The 14,304-nt window shown below is 66.2% G+C and carries 12 protein-coding genes; 5 read left to right on the top strand and 7 right to left on the bottom strand.

Annotated elements, in window-relative coordinates:
• The first annotated feature begins 2 nt into the window (after positions 1–2).
• From C8J40_RS14305 to C8J40_RS14295, 3 genes are read left to right on the top strand one after another with little or no spacing between them, the layout of a single operon-like run.
• The gene (locus tag C8J40_RS14305; protein WP_132897599.1) at positions 3–1,223 is read left to right on the top strand and encodes an acyl-CoA dehydrogenase family protein; all 1,221 of its coding nucleotides are present in this window, start codon (positions 3–5) and stop codon (positions 1,221–1,223) included.
• A 37-nt stretch (positions 1,224–1,260) separates the two neighbouring features.
• Positions 1,261–1,941: a hypothetical protein gene (locus C8J40_RS14300; RefSeq protein WP_132897598.1), complete on the top strand. Its 681-nt coding sequence runs from the start codon at positions 1,261–1,263 to the stop codon at positions 1,939–1,941.
• 55 nt (positions 1,942–1,996) lie between these two features.
• Positions 1,997–3,412, top strand: a complete 1,416-nt coding sequence (locus C8J40_RS14295) for a coniferyl aldehyde dehydrogenase (RefSeq protein ID WP_132897597.1) — start codon at positions 1,997–1,999, stop codon at positions 3,410–3,412.
• Positions 3,413–3,594: 182 nt separating this feature from the next.
• Here the strand turns inward: C8J40_RS14295 and C8J40_RS14290 are convergent, their stop codons facing one another.
• The 3 genes from C8J40_RS14290 to C8J40_RS14280 form a co-directional block, all read right to left on the bottom strand.
• Positions 3,595–5,574: a PAS domain-containing sensor histidine kinase gene (locus C8J40_RS14290; protein WP_132897596.1), complete on the bottom strand. Its 1,980-nt coding sequence runs from the start codon at positions 5,572–5,574 to the stop codon at positions 3,595–3,597.
• 1 nt (position 5,575) lies between these two features.
• Complete coding sequence (locus C8J40_RS14285; protein ID WP_277984330.1) at positions 5,576–7,087, bottom strand: ATPase domain-containing protein; 1,512 nt, start codon at positions 7,085–7,087, stop codon at positions 5,576–5,578.
• Positions 7,088–7,242: 155 nt separating this feature from the next.
• Positions 7,243–8,388, bottom strand: a complete 1,146-nt coding sequence (locus C8J40_RS14280; protein WP_132897595.1) for a lactonase family protein — start codon at positions 8,386–8,388, stop codon at positions 7,243–7,245.
• Positions 8,389–8,607: 219 nt separating this feature from the next.
• Between C8J40_RS14280 and C8J40_RS14275 the strand changes: the two genes are divergently transcribed.
• Together C8J40_RS14275 and C8J40_RS14270 are read left to right on the top strand one after the other, a co-directional pair.
• Positions 8,608–10,158, top strand: coding sequence for an MFS transporter (locus tag C8J40_RS14275; RefSeq protein ID WP_132897594.1), 1,551 nt, complete (start codon positions 8,608–8,610; stop codon positions 10,156–10,158).
• Entirely contained in the window at positions 10,155–11,159 is a 1,005-nt protein-coding gene (locus C8J40_RS14270; RefSeq protein ID WP_132897593.1) for a helix-turn-helix domain-containing protein, read from the top strand. The genes C8J40_RS14275 and C8J40_RS14270 overlap by 4 nt, the downstream gene beginning before the upstream one ends.
• Before the next feature lie 16 nt (positions 11,160–11,175).
• Here the strand turns inward: C8J40_RS14270 and C8J40_RS14265 are convergent, their stop codons facing one another.
• Genes C8J40_RS14265 through C8J40_RS14250 form a run of 4 tightly spaced genes read right to left on the bottom strand, consistent with a single transcriptional unit; the run spans position 11,176 to position 14,256 of the window.
• Positions 11,176–11,502, bottom strand: coding sequence for a DUF423 domain-containing protein (locus C8J40_RS14265; protein WP_132897592.1), 327 nt, complete (start codon positions 11,500–11,502; stop codon positions 11,176–11,178).
• A complete protein-coding gene (locus C8J40_RS14260; protein ID WP_132897591.1) occupies positions 11,499–13,262 on the bottom strand; it encodes a cation:proton antiporter in 1,764 nt (587 codons plus the stop codon). Before C8J40_RS14260 ends, C8J40_RS14265 begins: the two co-directional genes overlap by 4 nt.
• On the bottom strand, positions 13,262–13,693 hold the full coding sequence (locus tag C8J40_RS14255; RefSeq protein WP_132897590.1) for an iron-sulfur cluster assembly scaffold protein: 432 nt from the start codon (positions 13,691–13,693) through the stop codon (positions 13,262–13,264). Before C8J40_RS14255 ends, C8J40_RS14260 begins: the two co-directional genes overlap by 1 nt.
• Positions 13,690–14,256: a CvpA family protein gene (locus C8J40_RS14250; RefSeq protein WP_132897589.1), complete on the bottom strand. Its 567-nt coding sequence runs from the start codon at positions 14,254–14,256 to the stop codon at positions 13,690–13,692. Before C8J40_RS14250 ends, C8J40_RS14255 begins: the two co-directional genes overlap by 4 nt.
• Positions 14,257–14,304: the final 48 nt, after the last annotated feature.

Raw genomic sequence — 14,304 nt, 5'->3', positions numbered from 1 at the left:
GCATGGACTTCAAGGACAGCGACGCCGAAGCCACCTATCGCGCCGCCGCGCGCGACTGGCTCGACGCGAACATCGCCGAGCACGACGCGGGCCACTACCCCGACGACATGGCCAAGGCGAAGGCGTGGCAGGCACGCAAGGCGGCTGGCGGCTATGCCTGCATCACCTGGCCGCAGGAATGGGGTGGCGGCGGCGGCACGCCGATCGAAAGCGTCATCTTCGGCCAGGAAGAGGCGAAACACGCGGTCGACGGCAGCTATTTCACGATCGGGCTCGGCATGTGCGTGCCGACCGTGATGGCCTATGCCGACGACGCGACCAAGCACCGTTTCGTCGGCCCGGCGGTACGCGGCGACGAGATCTGGTCGCAGCTCTTCTCCGAACCCGCCGGCGGCTCCGACGTCGCCGCGATCCGCACGCGCGCCGTCCGCGCCAAAAACGAGAATGGGAGCGACGACTGGGTGATCAACGGCCAGAAGGTCTGGACCTCGGGCGCGCATTACAGCGACTACGGCATCGTCCTGGTCCGTACCAACCCCGACGTCCCGAAGCACCAGGGCCTGACGATGTTCTGGCTCGACCTGAAGGCGCCGGGGATCGAGATCCGCTCGATCCACCAGATGTCCGGCGGGTCGAGCTTCAACGAAGTCTGGTTCGAGGACGTCCGGATTTCCGACGCGCAACGCCTCGGACCCGTAGACGGCGGCTGGAAGGTCGCGCTGTTCACGCTGATGAACGAGCGCCTCGCGATCGGCACGAGCGGCGGCGTCGGCCCCGAGGACATCCTCGCCTTCGCCGCCCAGGCCAATGGCGCAGACGGCCCGTTGCTGAAGGACACCGCGTTCCGCCAGACGCTCGCCGACTGGTGGGTGCAATCGGAGGGCCTGCGGAACACCCGGATGCGGACGATCACCGCGCTATCGAAAGGCCAGGTGCCCGGTCCCGAAAGCTCGATTGGCAAGATCGTCGCCGCCAACCAGTTGCAGGCGATCGGCAACACCGCGGTCGAGGCGGGCGATCAATACGGCATCATAGCCGACCCCGCGCTCACCCCGTTGAAAGGCGCTTTCCACGCCGCGACGATGTGGGCGCCGGGCCTGCGCATCGCCGGCGGCACCGACGAAATCCTCAAGAACATCATCGCCGAACGCGTCCTCGGCCTCCCCGGCGAAATCCGCGTCGACAAGGACCAGGCGTTCCGGGACTTACCGGTGGGGGCGTGAAAATTAGCAATCGCGCCCTAGTCGTTGATCGTCGCCGATGACTGGCGATCATCCCGTCATCATACTTGATAACGGTGATGATCGAACGACGCGCCGCCCGTACAAGTCAACGCTTCGCGTCGCGCATAGAACGTCCGGCCTGGTGTTGCTGACGTTTGCCATCCTGCACATGGCCAATCATTTGGTGGGGCTTCATGGCCAAGCCGACCATATCGCGTTCATGGCCGCGATCCGCCCCGTCTATCGCAACCCGGTCGTGGAGCCGATCCTTCTCACGCTGATCACAGTCCAGGTGTTGAGTGGTATCACGCTCGTCATTCGCGGCTGGCGCGGAAGAACGGGCATCGTGGCTTGGCTTCAGGCCATCTCCGGTCTGTACCTGTCGGCGTTTCTGCTCAATCATGTCGCCTCCATACTCTACGGGCGGATCGCGCTCGCGCTCGACACCGATTTTCGGTTCGCTGCGGCAGGCTTTCATGTCGCCGGATTTTACTGGTTTTTCGCGCCCTATTACCTGCTCGCGATCACCGCGCTTTTCACGCATCTGGGGTGCGCGGCCCATTGGCTGACGCATGCCCGAAGCCGGCGGTTGGGAGTCGGCCTGTTGGCGGCTTTCTGTAGTCTCGGCGTCGTCTTCGGCGCGTTTGTAATCGCGGCCTTGTCCGGCTTGCTGTACGCGGTCGATATCCCGACGGCGTACCTCAGGACATATCAATAGCATCACCAATCATGCGCTCGAATGCCTGAAAACTCCCCATTCCTAGGATGTCCCGATGACCGACATGCACACCATCCTCACCGCCCAGCGCGAAGCGTTCATGGCCGAGATGCCGGTCACCAAGGCCGTCCGCCTCGATCGGCTGAAGCGCACCGCGGCGATGGTGCGGGACAACGCCGCGCGGTTCTGCGACGCCGTGTCGGAGGATTTCGGCCACCGGAGTCGCGAGCAGACGATGATGACCGATATCGGCGCCTCGCTCGCGCCGATCGCGCATGCCGCCAAGCATCTCGACCGCTGGATGAAGCGCGACCGCCGTCCGGTCCAGTTCCCGCTCGGCCTGCTCGGCGCGAAGGCGTGGGTCGAATACCAGCCCAAAGGCGTGATCGGCATCATCGCGCCGTGGAATTTCCCCGTGAACCTGCTGATCGGGCCGCTCGCGGGCGTGTTCGCCGCGGGTAATCGCGCGATGGCGAAGACGAGCGAATACACCCCCGCCACCGCGGCGCTGTTCGAGGAGATCGCCCCCAAATATTTCGCGCAAGAAGAACTCGCGATCGTCTCGGGCGATGCTGAGGTCGGCAAGGCGTTCTCCGCGCTTCCGTTCGACCACCTCATCTTCACCGGCGCGACCGCGATCGGCCGCCACATCCTCCACGCCGCCGCCGATAACCTGACCCCGGTCACGCTCGAACTCGGCGGCAAGTCGCCGGTCATCCTCGGCGCATCGGCGGATATCGCGCGCGCGACCGAACGCGTGACGCTCGGCAAGATGATGAACGCCGGGCAGATCTGCCTCGCGCCCGATTACATGCTCGTGCCCTCCGCGGACGAGGCCAAGGTCGTCGACGGCATCAAGGCCGCGGCCAGCGTGATGTACCCCACCCTGCTCGCCAACGCCGACTACACGTCGGTGGTCAACGATCGCCACCACCAGCGCCTCACCGACTGGATCGCCGACGCCCGCGCGAAGGGCGCGACGGTCGAGGTCGTGAACCCCGCCAACGAGGATTTCGGCGCCGCCAATTCGCGGAAGATGCCACTGCACATCGTCCGCGACGCGACCGACGACATGATCGTGATGCAGGAGGAGATCTTCGGCCCGGTCCTGCCGATCCGCCGCTACGACGGGATCGACGACGCGATAGCACAGGTGAACCGCCGCGACCGGCCGCTGGGGCTCTATTATTTCGGCAGCGACGATGCCGAGCGCCGCCGCGTGCTCGACCGGACGATCTCGGGGGGCGTCACGCTCGACGACGTGATCTTCCATATCTCGATGGAGGACCTCCCCTTCGGCGGCAGCGGCCCATCGGGCATGGGTGCGTATCACGGCATCGACGGCTTCCGCACGTTCAGCCATGCACGCGCCGTCTTCAAGCAATCGCGGCTCGATGTCGCCAAGCTCGCCGGCCTAAAACCGCCTTACGGCGCGGCCGCCGCCAAGACGATCGCGCGCATGATCCGCTGAGTATCCTTTTCGCGTAAGCCAGCCTGTTTCCCCGCGAAGGCGGGAATCCAGACTGGGCTCCCGCCTTCGCGGGAGAACAGGGCGCGGGGCCGTCGATCTACAGAACCGTGGAGGCCGGACCGTGTCCGGCATGACGGTGAGAAAGCCGAGGTGGCAGTCTCAAATCGAATGCGCGATCAGCCTTAGTCGGCTGCGCGCAGTTTCGGCCGCCCCGCGGGCGATTGCCGCAGCAATTCGTCGACCCGCGCGGCCAGGTCGACCTGGCGAAACGGCTTGGCGAGCCGGATGATGTCGTCGGGGACATCCTCGCCCGCCGCCGCATAGCCGGTGACGAGCAGCGCCGGCATGCGGTTGCCTGACGATCGCAACTCCCCGATCAATTGGCCCCCGGTCATCCCCGGCATCAGGTAGTCGCTGACGAGAATATCGGCATCGACGCCAGATCGGATCGCCGACAGCGCCTGGCTCGCCGATGCCATCTCGACGACGACATAGCCGATGTCGCGCAGCATGTCCGCGGTTGCCGCGCGCACCAGATCCTCGTCGTCGACCAGCAGCACCTTCGCGCCCTGTCGCGCCTGGACGGGTTCGGACGCGGTTTCGATCGTATCGACGGGCGTCTCGGTCGTTGCGGGCAGCCAAAGCTCCACTGCGGTCCCGGCACCCGGCTCGCTCGTCAGGCGCAGCGTGCCGCCCGATTGTGCGGCAAGGCCATGGACCATCGACAGGCCGAGCCCGGTGCCTTTGCCGACGCCCTTGGTCGAGAAGAACGGCTCGGTGGCCCGTGCCAGCGTCGCGCGGTCCATCCCGGTTCCGGTATCCGCCGCGGTCAGCCGGACATAACTCCCCGCCGCGAGTCCGACCATATTGCGGTCGTCGACCACCGACTGACTGACAGACAGCGTCAGCCGCCCACCCCCCGGCATCGCATCGCGCGCGTTGATCGCGAGGTTGAGAAGCGCCAGTTCGAGCTGGTTGGGATCGACCCGCGCCGACGACAGATGCCGCGGTACTTCGAGCACCACGGTGATCGACGGTCCGAGCGATCGACGGATCAGGTCGACAAGCCCGTCGATCAACGCGCCGATATCGACAGCGCGCGGCTGCAACGCCTGGCGCCGTGCGAATGCGAGCAGGCGCTGCGTCAGCGTCGCCGCGCGCTCGGCCGCCTGCAGCGCCCCCCCGATCATCCGCTGCGTCCGCTCGTCGTCCTTGTGCCGTCGTCGCATCAGGTCGAGGCTGCCGACGATCGGGGTCAGCAGATTGTTGAAATCATGCGCCACGCCACCGGTCAGCTGGCCGATCGCGTCCATCTTCTGCGCCTGGGCGAGTTGTGCATCGGCTTCCTTGCGGTCGGTCACGTCGGAGATGACGCCCGACATCCGCACCGCCGCGCCTTCGGGATCGTGGCGGACCCGGCCTTTGAGGACGACCCAGCGCTTGACGCCGTCGGCCGCGTCGATGCTGCATTCGAGATCGAGCGTCCCGATCCGCCATGCCTCGTCGACCGCATGCTTCACGTCGTCGCGCTGCTTGGGATCGATATGCTCGAGAAACGAGTCGAGGTTCCACTGCGCGATGCCGTGCGGATACCCGAAGATATCGTCATGCCGCTGCGTCCGGCGCGTTTCTCCGGTCGTCAGGTCGAAGTCCCAGCTGCCCATCCCGGCCGCATCGAGCGCGATTTCGAGGCTTTCGCGCGCCAGCCGGAGTTCGGCGGTACGATCCTCGACCGCACGCTCGAGCGTGACCGCGACATCGCGCAGTTCATATTGCCGACTGCGTGCGGTCAGCGCCGACCGGATCGCGCCCAGCATCGCCTCGGCATGGAGCGGCCGTTCGAGCAGCACGACATTGCCTAGATCGCGCAGGCGCTGCGTCGCGTGCAATGTCCGCGGCGTCTTGGTGCCGTTTGTCAGCACGACGAACGGGATATCCGCCCAGCTTGGTTGCGCGGACACCCAAGCGGTCAGCGCGGTCGAATCCTCGGCGGTCAGCGCCTCCTCGGTGAGCAGCACCGCACCCGCCGCGACATCGAGGTGTCGGAGCAACGCCGCTTGATCGTCACAGATCGTCGCAACGATCGCGTTTCTGTCGAGCAGATCGGCCGCAATTGCCGCATCGCGGCCACGCGGCGCGAGAATTAGCACCCGATCCTGCATGCTAGCGCTGCGCGTCCTCGGTCCCGATCCGGCTAGCCATGAGTGTTTTCCCTTCACCGGAGAATGTCGGCACGCCGGTCAGCACGCCCTGGAAATGCCGGAGAGGTTCGCCGACATGCAGACCACTGCTGCCGATCTGAAACTCCCGGATCGTCCGTTCGTGCCGTGCGGTACGCGTCTTGATCACCGAAATCGCCTGACGGACTTCGCCATGCGCCTCGAAATAGCGCAGTTGGACGATCGTATCGGACAGATAGCTCAGGTCGACGTCGGACCGGACGTCCCCGGTGATGCCGTGCAGCCCGAGGATCAGCAGGCTGACGATGCCCTTCTGGCCGAGATAGGTCAGCATCTCGTGCATCTGCAGGATCAGGAACTGCTCGTTCGGCATCGCTTGCAGGTATGCGTTCAGGCTGTCGATCACGACGACCTTGGCACCGTGCACCTCGACCGCCGCACGCACCGCGTTCGAGAATTCCCCCGGCGACATTTCGGCAGGGTCGATCGCACGCAACAGCAATTGCCCGCTGTCGACGAACGGCGCCATGTCCATGCCCAGCGCGGCACTCCGCTTGAGCAACGTCGGCAGCCGCTCGTCGAACAGGAAATAGGCGGCGCGCTCGCCACGCTTCAGCGCTGCGATCATGCACTGTACCGATGCGGTGGTCTTGCCGACGCCCGCCGGGCCGGTCAGCAACGTGGCCGTGCCGGGAATGAGCCCGCCGCCAAGCAAGGCGTCGAGTTCGTTCGACCCGGTCGACATCGCCTCGTCCGAATAGGGATCGCCGTGCTCCGACGCGACCAGCCGGGGATAGACGCACAGCCCGCCACGCTCGATCTCGAAGTCGTGATAGCCGCCGCGGTACCGCACGCCGCGCATCTTGACGACGTGCATGCGACGCCGCTGCGCACCGAAGCCGGACAGCGTCTGTTCGAGCGACACCACACCGTGCGCGATGCTGTGCAACTGGAGATCGCTGCCGCTGCCGCTCTTGTCGTCGAGAAACAGCACGGTGCAGTCGCGGGTCGAGAAGAAGTGCTTCAGCGCGAGGATCTGGCGACGATAGCGGATCGGGCTCTGCGCGAGCAGGCGCAATTCGGACAGGCTGTCGATGACGATCCGCGCCGGACGGATTTCGTCGACCTTTGCCATCACGTCGCGGATCGTCTCGCCGAGTTCGACTTCGCTCGGGTGCAGCAACGTCTGTTCGTGATCTTCGCTGAACCCGTCCGCAGGGACCATCTCGAACAGCACCAGCGGATCGAGCGACCAGCCATGCGTCATGGCGACCGCGCGCAGTTCGACCTCGGTCTCGGCCAGCGTGATATACAGGCCGATTTCACCCGCCTCCACGCCAGCCAGCAGGAACCCCAGCCCAAGCGTGGTCTTTCCCGTGCCCGGCGTCCCCTCGATCAGATACATCCGGTCCGGGGTCAGTCCGCCATTGAGGATATCGTCGAGCCCGTCGATCCCTGTCCGTGCCCGCGTCGGCAGGTCGTCGTCTTGTGCCAATTGGCACTCCTTCCTCTCGCCCGGCGCGCCACTATCGGACACCAATGCACGGCGAACATAGGAGGTCGCGGAGTAATCGCAAAGCCGGGGCAATGTCTACATTACCGCTGGCTCAAACGACGTGCAGATCGACGCCCCGGTCGCGTTGGATACGGCTATTCCGGTCGTCCCAGGAACACGACGCCCGGTACGGACAGCGTCTCCCCGGTCGCCGCGAGACGGCCATCGCCGGCGACCCGGAAGACCACCAGCGTCCCCGATCGCTCGTTGCCCACGACCAGCTGCCGTTCGTCATCGAGCAGCGCGAAGACGCGTGGCCAGTGGCCACCGCTGGCGATGTGCTGGAGCAGCGTCGGCACGCCCGCGGCGTCGAGCGCGAACACGGCGATGCTGTCATGCCCGCGGTTCGAGACGTAAAGCCGCCGTCCGGCGCGATCGATCGCGATATGCGCAGCCTGCGACGCGCCGGTATAGCCTTTGGGCAGGGTCGAGATGCTGTGACGCGTCACGAAGTGCCCGTCCGAGCGCGCATCGAGCGTATAGAGGGCGTTCGACAGCTCGCAGACGACATAGGCCAGCGGCTGCCGCGGATGCCGGGCGATGTGACGCGGGCCCGCCCCGGCCGGCGCACGCCATGCGACCACCGGCGGCGCCACGCTTCGCGCCTGCGGATCGAAGCGATAGGCGAAGATCGCGTCGGCCCCGAGATCGACCGCGTGCAGCCAGCGCCGGTCCGGACTGAACCCGACCCAGTGCGCATGCGGCGCTTCCTGGCGGTCGTGATCCTTCCCGGTACCGATACCCGCGCCGATACCGGTATCCGCATGGCGGAACACCGTCGCGGGTGCGGGCACCCCGGTACGCTGATCGAGCTGGATGAACGCGACGCTGCCGCTCGAATAGTTCGCGACGGCGAGGCAGGCGGATGGCCGATCGAGCGCCAGGTGGCACGGGTCGGCGCCACCGGTCGACACCGTCGCGCGGCGATTCCAGCCGGTGGCATAAGCGGACACTTCGCCCTGCGCCTGCTCGCGGACCAGATACCACATGCCGCCAGGACCGCCGCCGATCCCGAACGATGCATCCGCGATCCCCGTGACCGGCGTCCCGACCCGCCATCGATCGCGCTCACCGTCGATCGGATACAGACCCTTGCCGCCCTCGCGCACATAGGTTCCCGCGATCAGTCTGGGTGTGAGGCTCGCTGCCCTAGATGCGCGCGCCGCCGCCGCCGCCAGCGGAAAGACGAGGGTCGCACCCATCGCGCCGAGCATCGTCCTGCGTGTCGTTCGATATGCCATGCTCTACTCCCCTGCACCGGGCGTTTTAGACGCCGGCGCCAGCCAAGCAAGCATCGCCGACCGGGCAAAAGATCGGCATCACTCTATCGATTACCTATACTCTGCAGGGCCATTTGCGCTGTTTGCTCGACCGGTTTTGGCGATATCTGCAACAAGCATAACAATACTTACCCCAGACCGGTCGCCAAAACCTTGGTTATAAAAACCGGCCCGATTTGGATGTTTTTATACTCTACCCGAAGACCAGATTCGGCCAAGCTAGTCCTGCCCCCCGCCCCTACGATCTTGTCACAATTACACCAGCCACCGCCGCCTGATCGCACGGCCGCCGGCCGGTCGCGACCAAGGCTTGACCCCTGCGACGGCGAAGACCAAGTCGCTGCTGTTATTGGAAATATCGAACGCCGGGGGGCGCGGGTCATCAGGCGTATTATTACCATATTCGCCACGCTTCATTGTCTCGCGTTCATCGATCGTACCATGATTGGTGGCGCGTTGCCGTTGATGCGTGTGGACCTGCCGATGACCGATGCCGGGGCGGGTTGGCTGATCGGGACCGCGTTCGCCTTGCCGTATGGCGTGACCGCATTGGTGCTGGCGACGATCCTCCGTGGGCGGCGGGCATCGCTATGGTGGTTGATCGGCGGCGTGACGATCTGGACCGCTGCCACGCTCGTGACCGGCGCGGCACAGTCCACCGCCGCGCTGATGCTGGCGCGAGCGGGGCTCGGCATTGGTCAGGCGATGTTCGTGCCGGTCGCGATCGCCTGGCTCGTCGACGTTGCAGGCATCGACGGTCGCGCGCGCGCGCTGTCGCTCTTCACGAGCGGGTCGACGATCGGGCGAAGCACCGCGCTGTTGACGATCGGCGCGCTGCTTTCGGCGTTGACCGTCATCACCCCCGGTAATTCCGCAAGCACTCTCGGCGGCATCGCGCATTGGCGCTTGCTCTTCATGATCACCGCGTTGCCGAACATCGTGATGATCCCGTTGCTCGCCGGTCTCCGCAAGAAAGACGCGCGCCACCGCTCCGTCGAGCCTGCGTTCGATGATCCCATGCCCGATCCGCTCCCGAGCCCATCGACGACTGCGCTACGGGCGCCACCCCGGGCGCCGGCACATGCCGGGGTCCAATGGTGGACCGTCGCGCTGTTCTTTGCGGCGGCGATCATGCCCATAATGCTTATTCAGGCGATGGGCGCGTGGTTGCCGACCCTGTTCGTGCGAGACCGCGGGATCCTGCCCGCCCAGGCGGCAATGCTGTTGGGGGCCATCACGCTCTTCACCGCGCCCGCTGGCCAGCTTGCGGGCGGCTGGCTGATGACGCGCTATGCATCGTGGCACGGTCATGTCCCGGCGATCATCCTGGTCAGCTTGATCGCAACATTGCTGCCGCTGGCGGTGCTGGTCTGGGCGCCGGGATTGGCGGGGGCGGCCGTCGGCGTGGCGATCGCGAACCTTACGCTCGGGATCGCATCGTTTTGCGGGCTGTTCGGTGTGCAAATGCTCAGTCCGGTGTCGGCACGCATCACCATCAACGGCATCTTCTTCGCGCTGGTCACGCTGGTCGGCGTGGGTATCGGACCGTTGCTGACGGGGGCGCTGGCGACTTTTGCCCATAGCGGTCCTGCCACGTTCGGGGCCGGCACCATGTCCCCGACCGGGGCGCTCGGCACCGCGTTGTTCACGACGGGCGTCATCGCAAGCTGCGTCTGCGCCATGGCGGTCGGTGCGGTACGATATCGCTATCGCCAGCACTGCGCCGCATGACCAGTCCCGAAACACCCGAGCGGGTCGCGTTCGACAGCGAGGCGTTGCCACCGGACGAGCGGATGGATCGCTATCGCGCATTATATGCGATCGGCGCCGACGTTACGCAGGTCGGCCCCAACCCGCGTGCGACATTCGAGGCGTGGCGACTGGACCGCGCGCTGCTCTACAACCGGCGGCTGAACGACATAAGCCATAGTCGGAGCGAACAGCGGGTCGGGCACGACGGGTTTACGCACTGGACTGTCACCCTGGTATTCGAAGGCCTGTTGCAGGTCGATTTCGGCGATGGCATGCAGGATATCAGGGCCGGCGAGATCGTCCTGATCGATGTCAGCCGCGCGACACGCAACATGATGCGGGACGCGCGGATCGCGACGCTGGCGATCGCGCAGGACCGGATCGAGGAGACCGTAGGGCCGATCGGCGCGCTCCATGGGCGCGTGCTGGCCGCCGATCATTGCCGGCTCTACGCCGATTTCGTCCGGTCGCTGCTATCCAACCTGCCAACGATGAAGACGTCGTCGCTCCCGGCTGCGACCTCCGCGCTGTGCACGCTGTTGAAGGTTGCACTGGAAGCCTATGGTCTGCATGACGCAGTGGTCGAAGGCAGCCGCGACGGGCGGCGGCTTGGTCAGCTTCGCACATTGGTCGACGGACGGCTGGGCGACCCGACCTTCGATCCCGAGACGGCGATTGCGGAAAGCGGCGTCTCGCGCGCAACGCTGTACCGGATGCTGCGACCGCAACGCGGGCTCGCGGCCTTCATACTTGCACGTCGCCTGGAGCATGTTCGGCGGGCGCTCTCCAACGCCGCTGAACGGCGCTCATTCGCAGACATCGCGCTCGATGCAGGGCTCGTCACCGAAAGCCATGCGAGCCGCGCATTCCTGGCTCGCTACGGGCTGCGGCCCGGCGGCTATCGTGCAGCGATCGCCACCGCCATCGCCGAGACAGATCCGATCGAGCAGATGCGGTTATGGCAGCAGGAACTGCGCTGATCTGCACGCGAAAGGTTTAGCCGCGCGCGGTCCAGGCCAGCCACAACCAGCCGCCGATCAGCAGCGCCCCGCCGATCGGCGTGATCGCCCCGAACCAGCGCGGTGCCCCCAGCGCCATCGCGTACAGCGTCAGCGCGAAGATCGCCGCACCGATCACGAACAGCCATGCCGGCCCCCGCGCCTCCATCCGGATCGCGACCAGTGCCGCGACGACGTGGACGAGTTGATATTGCGCGCCGGTCTTCAGCCACTCCGCAGCCGATCCGCTTGCGCCATGCGCGCCGAACGCGCCCGCCGCGACTGCGATCGCCCCCGACAGGGCGGCAAGGATGGCGATAATCATGGCGTATCATTCCCCCAGGGAAAGCGTTTGGCAGTCTCGGCGCGCGCCGCGCGCATATCGCCCGAATCGATCTGGAGCTGCAACCGCTCCTTGTCGCGCGACCGGTACACCTCCTCCGCGCGGTCGATATCGGTCGGCGACACGTCGAGCCCGCGTAGCGCCAGCCGCGCCATCTTGACCGCGGACTCCATCACCTCGCGCACCACCGCCGTCGCCGACGTGTTCTTCAACTTCACCAACGCGCGGCGATCGAACGCGCGGACATAGATCGCGGCCTTCGGGAACGCATCGTGGACACCCTCGATCGTGTCGGGATCGAGCTGGTCGCCGTCCATGCAGAAACAGATGATCTCCGCCTCCGCCGCGCCCGCCTGTCGCAACAGGTCGAGCCGCGTGCCGTCACCGTAATAGACCTTCGCACCGAACTCGCCGGCGATGTCGATCATCTCGATATCGGTGTCGATCAACGTCACCGGGATATCCTGCGCGAGCAGCATCTGGCCGACCGTCTGGCCGAACCGCCCATAGCCGACGATGATCGCGTTCGCGCCGTCGACCTTGGGCCCGTCGCGCTCCTGCCCCTCGGCGATCGGCTCGGTCCGGAAGCGTCGCGTGATCCCCATCAGGAACGGCGTCGTCGCCATCGACAGCGTAATGATCGCGCCGAACAGGCTCGCCGCCTGCGGTTCGATCAGCAGCCCGGCCTGCGCCTGCGCGAACAGCACGAAGCCGAATTCGCCGCCTTGGCTCAGCAGCAGCCCGAGCGCGAACGCCTGCCGCCACGTCATCTTGAACGCCATGCCGATCAGCATGATGACACTGGTCTTGGTGAGGATCAGCGCCGCCGCCATCGCCATCACGAAAAACGGCCGCTCGGCGATCGCGCCGAGGTCGAGCACCATCCCGACCGCGAGGAAGAACAGGCCTAGCAGGATCGAGCGGAACGGCTCGACATCGGCCTCCAGCTCATGCCGATACGGGCTGTCCGCGAGCATGACGCCGGCGATGAACGCCCCGAGCGCGGTCGACAGCCCGAGCCATTCCATGATCGCCGCGCTGGCGATGACCGTGAACAGCCCCGCGAACACGAACATCTCGCGCTCGCCGAGATTGCCGATCAGCCTGAAGAACGGGCGTAACAGGAAACGCCCGGCGATCACCAGACCGACGACAGCGAGCACGGTATAGACCGCGAGCAGCCAGCCCGGCGGCGCGTTGGCATCGGCCGGGTTGCGGCTCATCGCCGCGACGATCGTGATCAGCGGCACGATCGAAAGGTCCTGGAACAGCAGGATCGAGAAGGCGCGCTCGCCGAACGGCGTTCGCATCCGCCCCGACGAGCGCAGCATCGGCAGCACCTGCGCGGTCGACGACAGCGCGAGCGGGAGACCCAGCGCGAGCGCGGCGGGGAGCGAGAACTTCGCGCCGATCCAGACGATCGCGGTGATTGCGAGCCCGCAGATCGCGACCTGCAAGAGGCCGAGCCCGAAAATCTCCTCCTTCATCCGCCACAAGCGGGAGGGATTGAGTTCGAGTCCGACGATGAACAGCAGGAGCGTGATGCCGAGTTCGGCGAACCCGAGCTTAGACTCCGCATCGCCGACCAGTCCCAGCACATGCGGCCCGACGACCGCGCCCGCGACCAGGTAACCCAGCGTCGCACCGAGCCCGAGCCGGCGGAACAGCAGCACGAACATCAGGCCGAAACCGAGCAATACGACGCCGTCACGGAGCAGCGACGGGGCCGTACCCTCCGCCATCAGACTTTCGCCTTTGCAGCGGTGTCGGCAGCCTCGGCGGCGGCTTCGAAGGCGAGCCGGATCGAGGGGTGGCGCGCGGTATAGTCGAGCGCGGGGGTGAAGATATCCATCCCCGGCCAATCGGGCGCATCGCCTTCTCGGGCAAGCCACGCGGTCAGCGCGTCGCGGGTCGCGGCGAGTTCGGCAGGGGTGCGGCCGAGGATGTTCGCCGCGAGCAACGACGACGACGCCTGCCCCAGCGCGCAGGCACGAACCAGCAGGCCGACCTCGCTGACGCGACCTTCGCCGTCCACCGCGACGTCGATCGTCACGCGGCTGCCGCAGATCGGCGAGCGTTTCTCCGCGGTTGCCATCGGCTCGGGGAGGCGTTCGTGATACGGGATCGTCGCGGCAAGGCGGAGGATCTCGGCGTTGTAGAGGGGCGCGCTCATGGCTTTGGTTCGCTTGCGTTATCGGATTTGGAGGGCGGCGTGCGGGCGCCGAATACGGGCTGACCGCGACGACGGCGGTCGACGAAATCGGCGATGCCCGCGCTGGTCGCGTTGAGCAGCGGATAGGTGCGTGACCGCGTCATCCATTCGGGGCGGCGCGATGGCCCGCCACTCATCGTGTCGATGACCAGCGTCGCGAGCAGGAAGACGAGGCTGGCGAGGATCAACCCTTTCAACGCCCCGAAACCGAAGCCAAGCGCACGGTCGACCGGACCAAGGATCGAAGTCCGCGTCCGCGCCCCGATCGCGTTGGCGACCAGCCGCCCGCCGATATAGGTGACGCCGGTAATGATCGCGAAGGCGAGCACCGCGGCGCCACCGACCGTCCCGATCATCGGCGACAGCGCCGCGGCGAGCGGGATGTGGAACAGCTTCAACATCGCCACCATCGCCACCCAGGCGAACATCGACAGGACTTCGGTGACGAACCCGCGGATCAGCCCGAGCACCGCCGAGCCGGCGACGGCGAGCAGGACGACGATGTCTAGGGCGGAAAGGTTCATGGCTTCTGGAATAGGGACGCGGGAGGCGAACCGCTAGTGCGGGTTGCG

The sequence above is a fragment of the Sphingomonas sp. PP-CC-3A-396 genome (assembly GCF_004343105.1).
GTDB lineage: Bacteria > Pseudomonadota > Alphaproteobacteria > Sphingomonadales > Sphingomonadaceae > Sphingomonas.
Note: the sequence above shows the minus strand (reverse complement) of the source record. Positions and strands in the feature narration are given on the sequence as shown.

Excerpts from the sequence above, each read along its gene's own strand:
- C8J40_RS14305 (WP_132897599.1), top strand. The coding sequence starts at position 3 with ATGGACTTCAAGGACAGCGACGCCGAAGCCACCTATCGCGCCGCCGCG.
- C8J40_RS14300 (WP_132897598.1), top strand. The coding sequence starts at position 1,261 with ATGACTGGCGATCATCCCGTCATCATACTTGATAACGGTGATGATCGA.
- C8J40_RS14295 (WP_132897597.1), top strand. The coding sequence starts at position 1,997 with ATGACCGACATGCACACCATCCTCACCGCCCAGCGCGAAGCGTTCATG.
- C8J40_RS14290 (WP_132897596.1), bottom strand. The coding sequence starts at position 5,574 with ATGCAGGATCGGGTGCTAATTCTCGCGCCGCGTGGCCGCGATGCGGCA.
- C8J40_RS14280 (WP_132897595.1), bottom strand. The coding sequence starts at position 8,388 with ATGGCATATCGAACGACACGCAGGACGATGCTCGGCGCGATGGGTGCG.
- C8J40_RS14275 (WP_132897594.1), top strand. The coding sequence starts at position 8,608 with ATGTTTTTATACTCTACCCGAAGACCAGATTCGGCCAAGCTAGTCCTG.
- C8J40_RS14270 (WP_132897593.1), top strand. The coding sequence starts at position 10,155 with ATGACCAGTCCCGAAACACCCGAGCGGGTCGCGTTCGACAGCGAGGCG.
- C8J40_RS14265 (WP_132897592.1), bottom strand. The coding sequence starts at position 11,502 with ATGATTATCGCCATCCTTGCCGCCCTGTCGGGGGCGATCGCAGTCGCG.
- C8J40_RS14260 (WP_132897591.1), bottom strand. The coding sequence starts at position 13,262 with ATGGCGGAGGGTACGGCCCCGTCGCTGCTCCGTGACGGCGTCGTATTG.
- C8J40_RS14255 (WP_132897590.1), bottom strand. The coding sequence starts at position 13,693 with ATGAGCGCGCCCCTCTACAACGCCGAGATCCTCCGCCTTGCCGCGACG.
- C8J40_RS14250 (WP_132897589.1), bottom strand. The coding sequence starts at position 14,256 with ATGAACCTTTCCGCCCTAGACATCGTCGTCCTGCTCGCCGTCGCCGGC.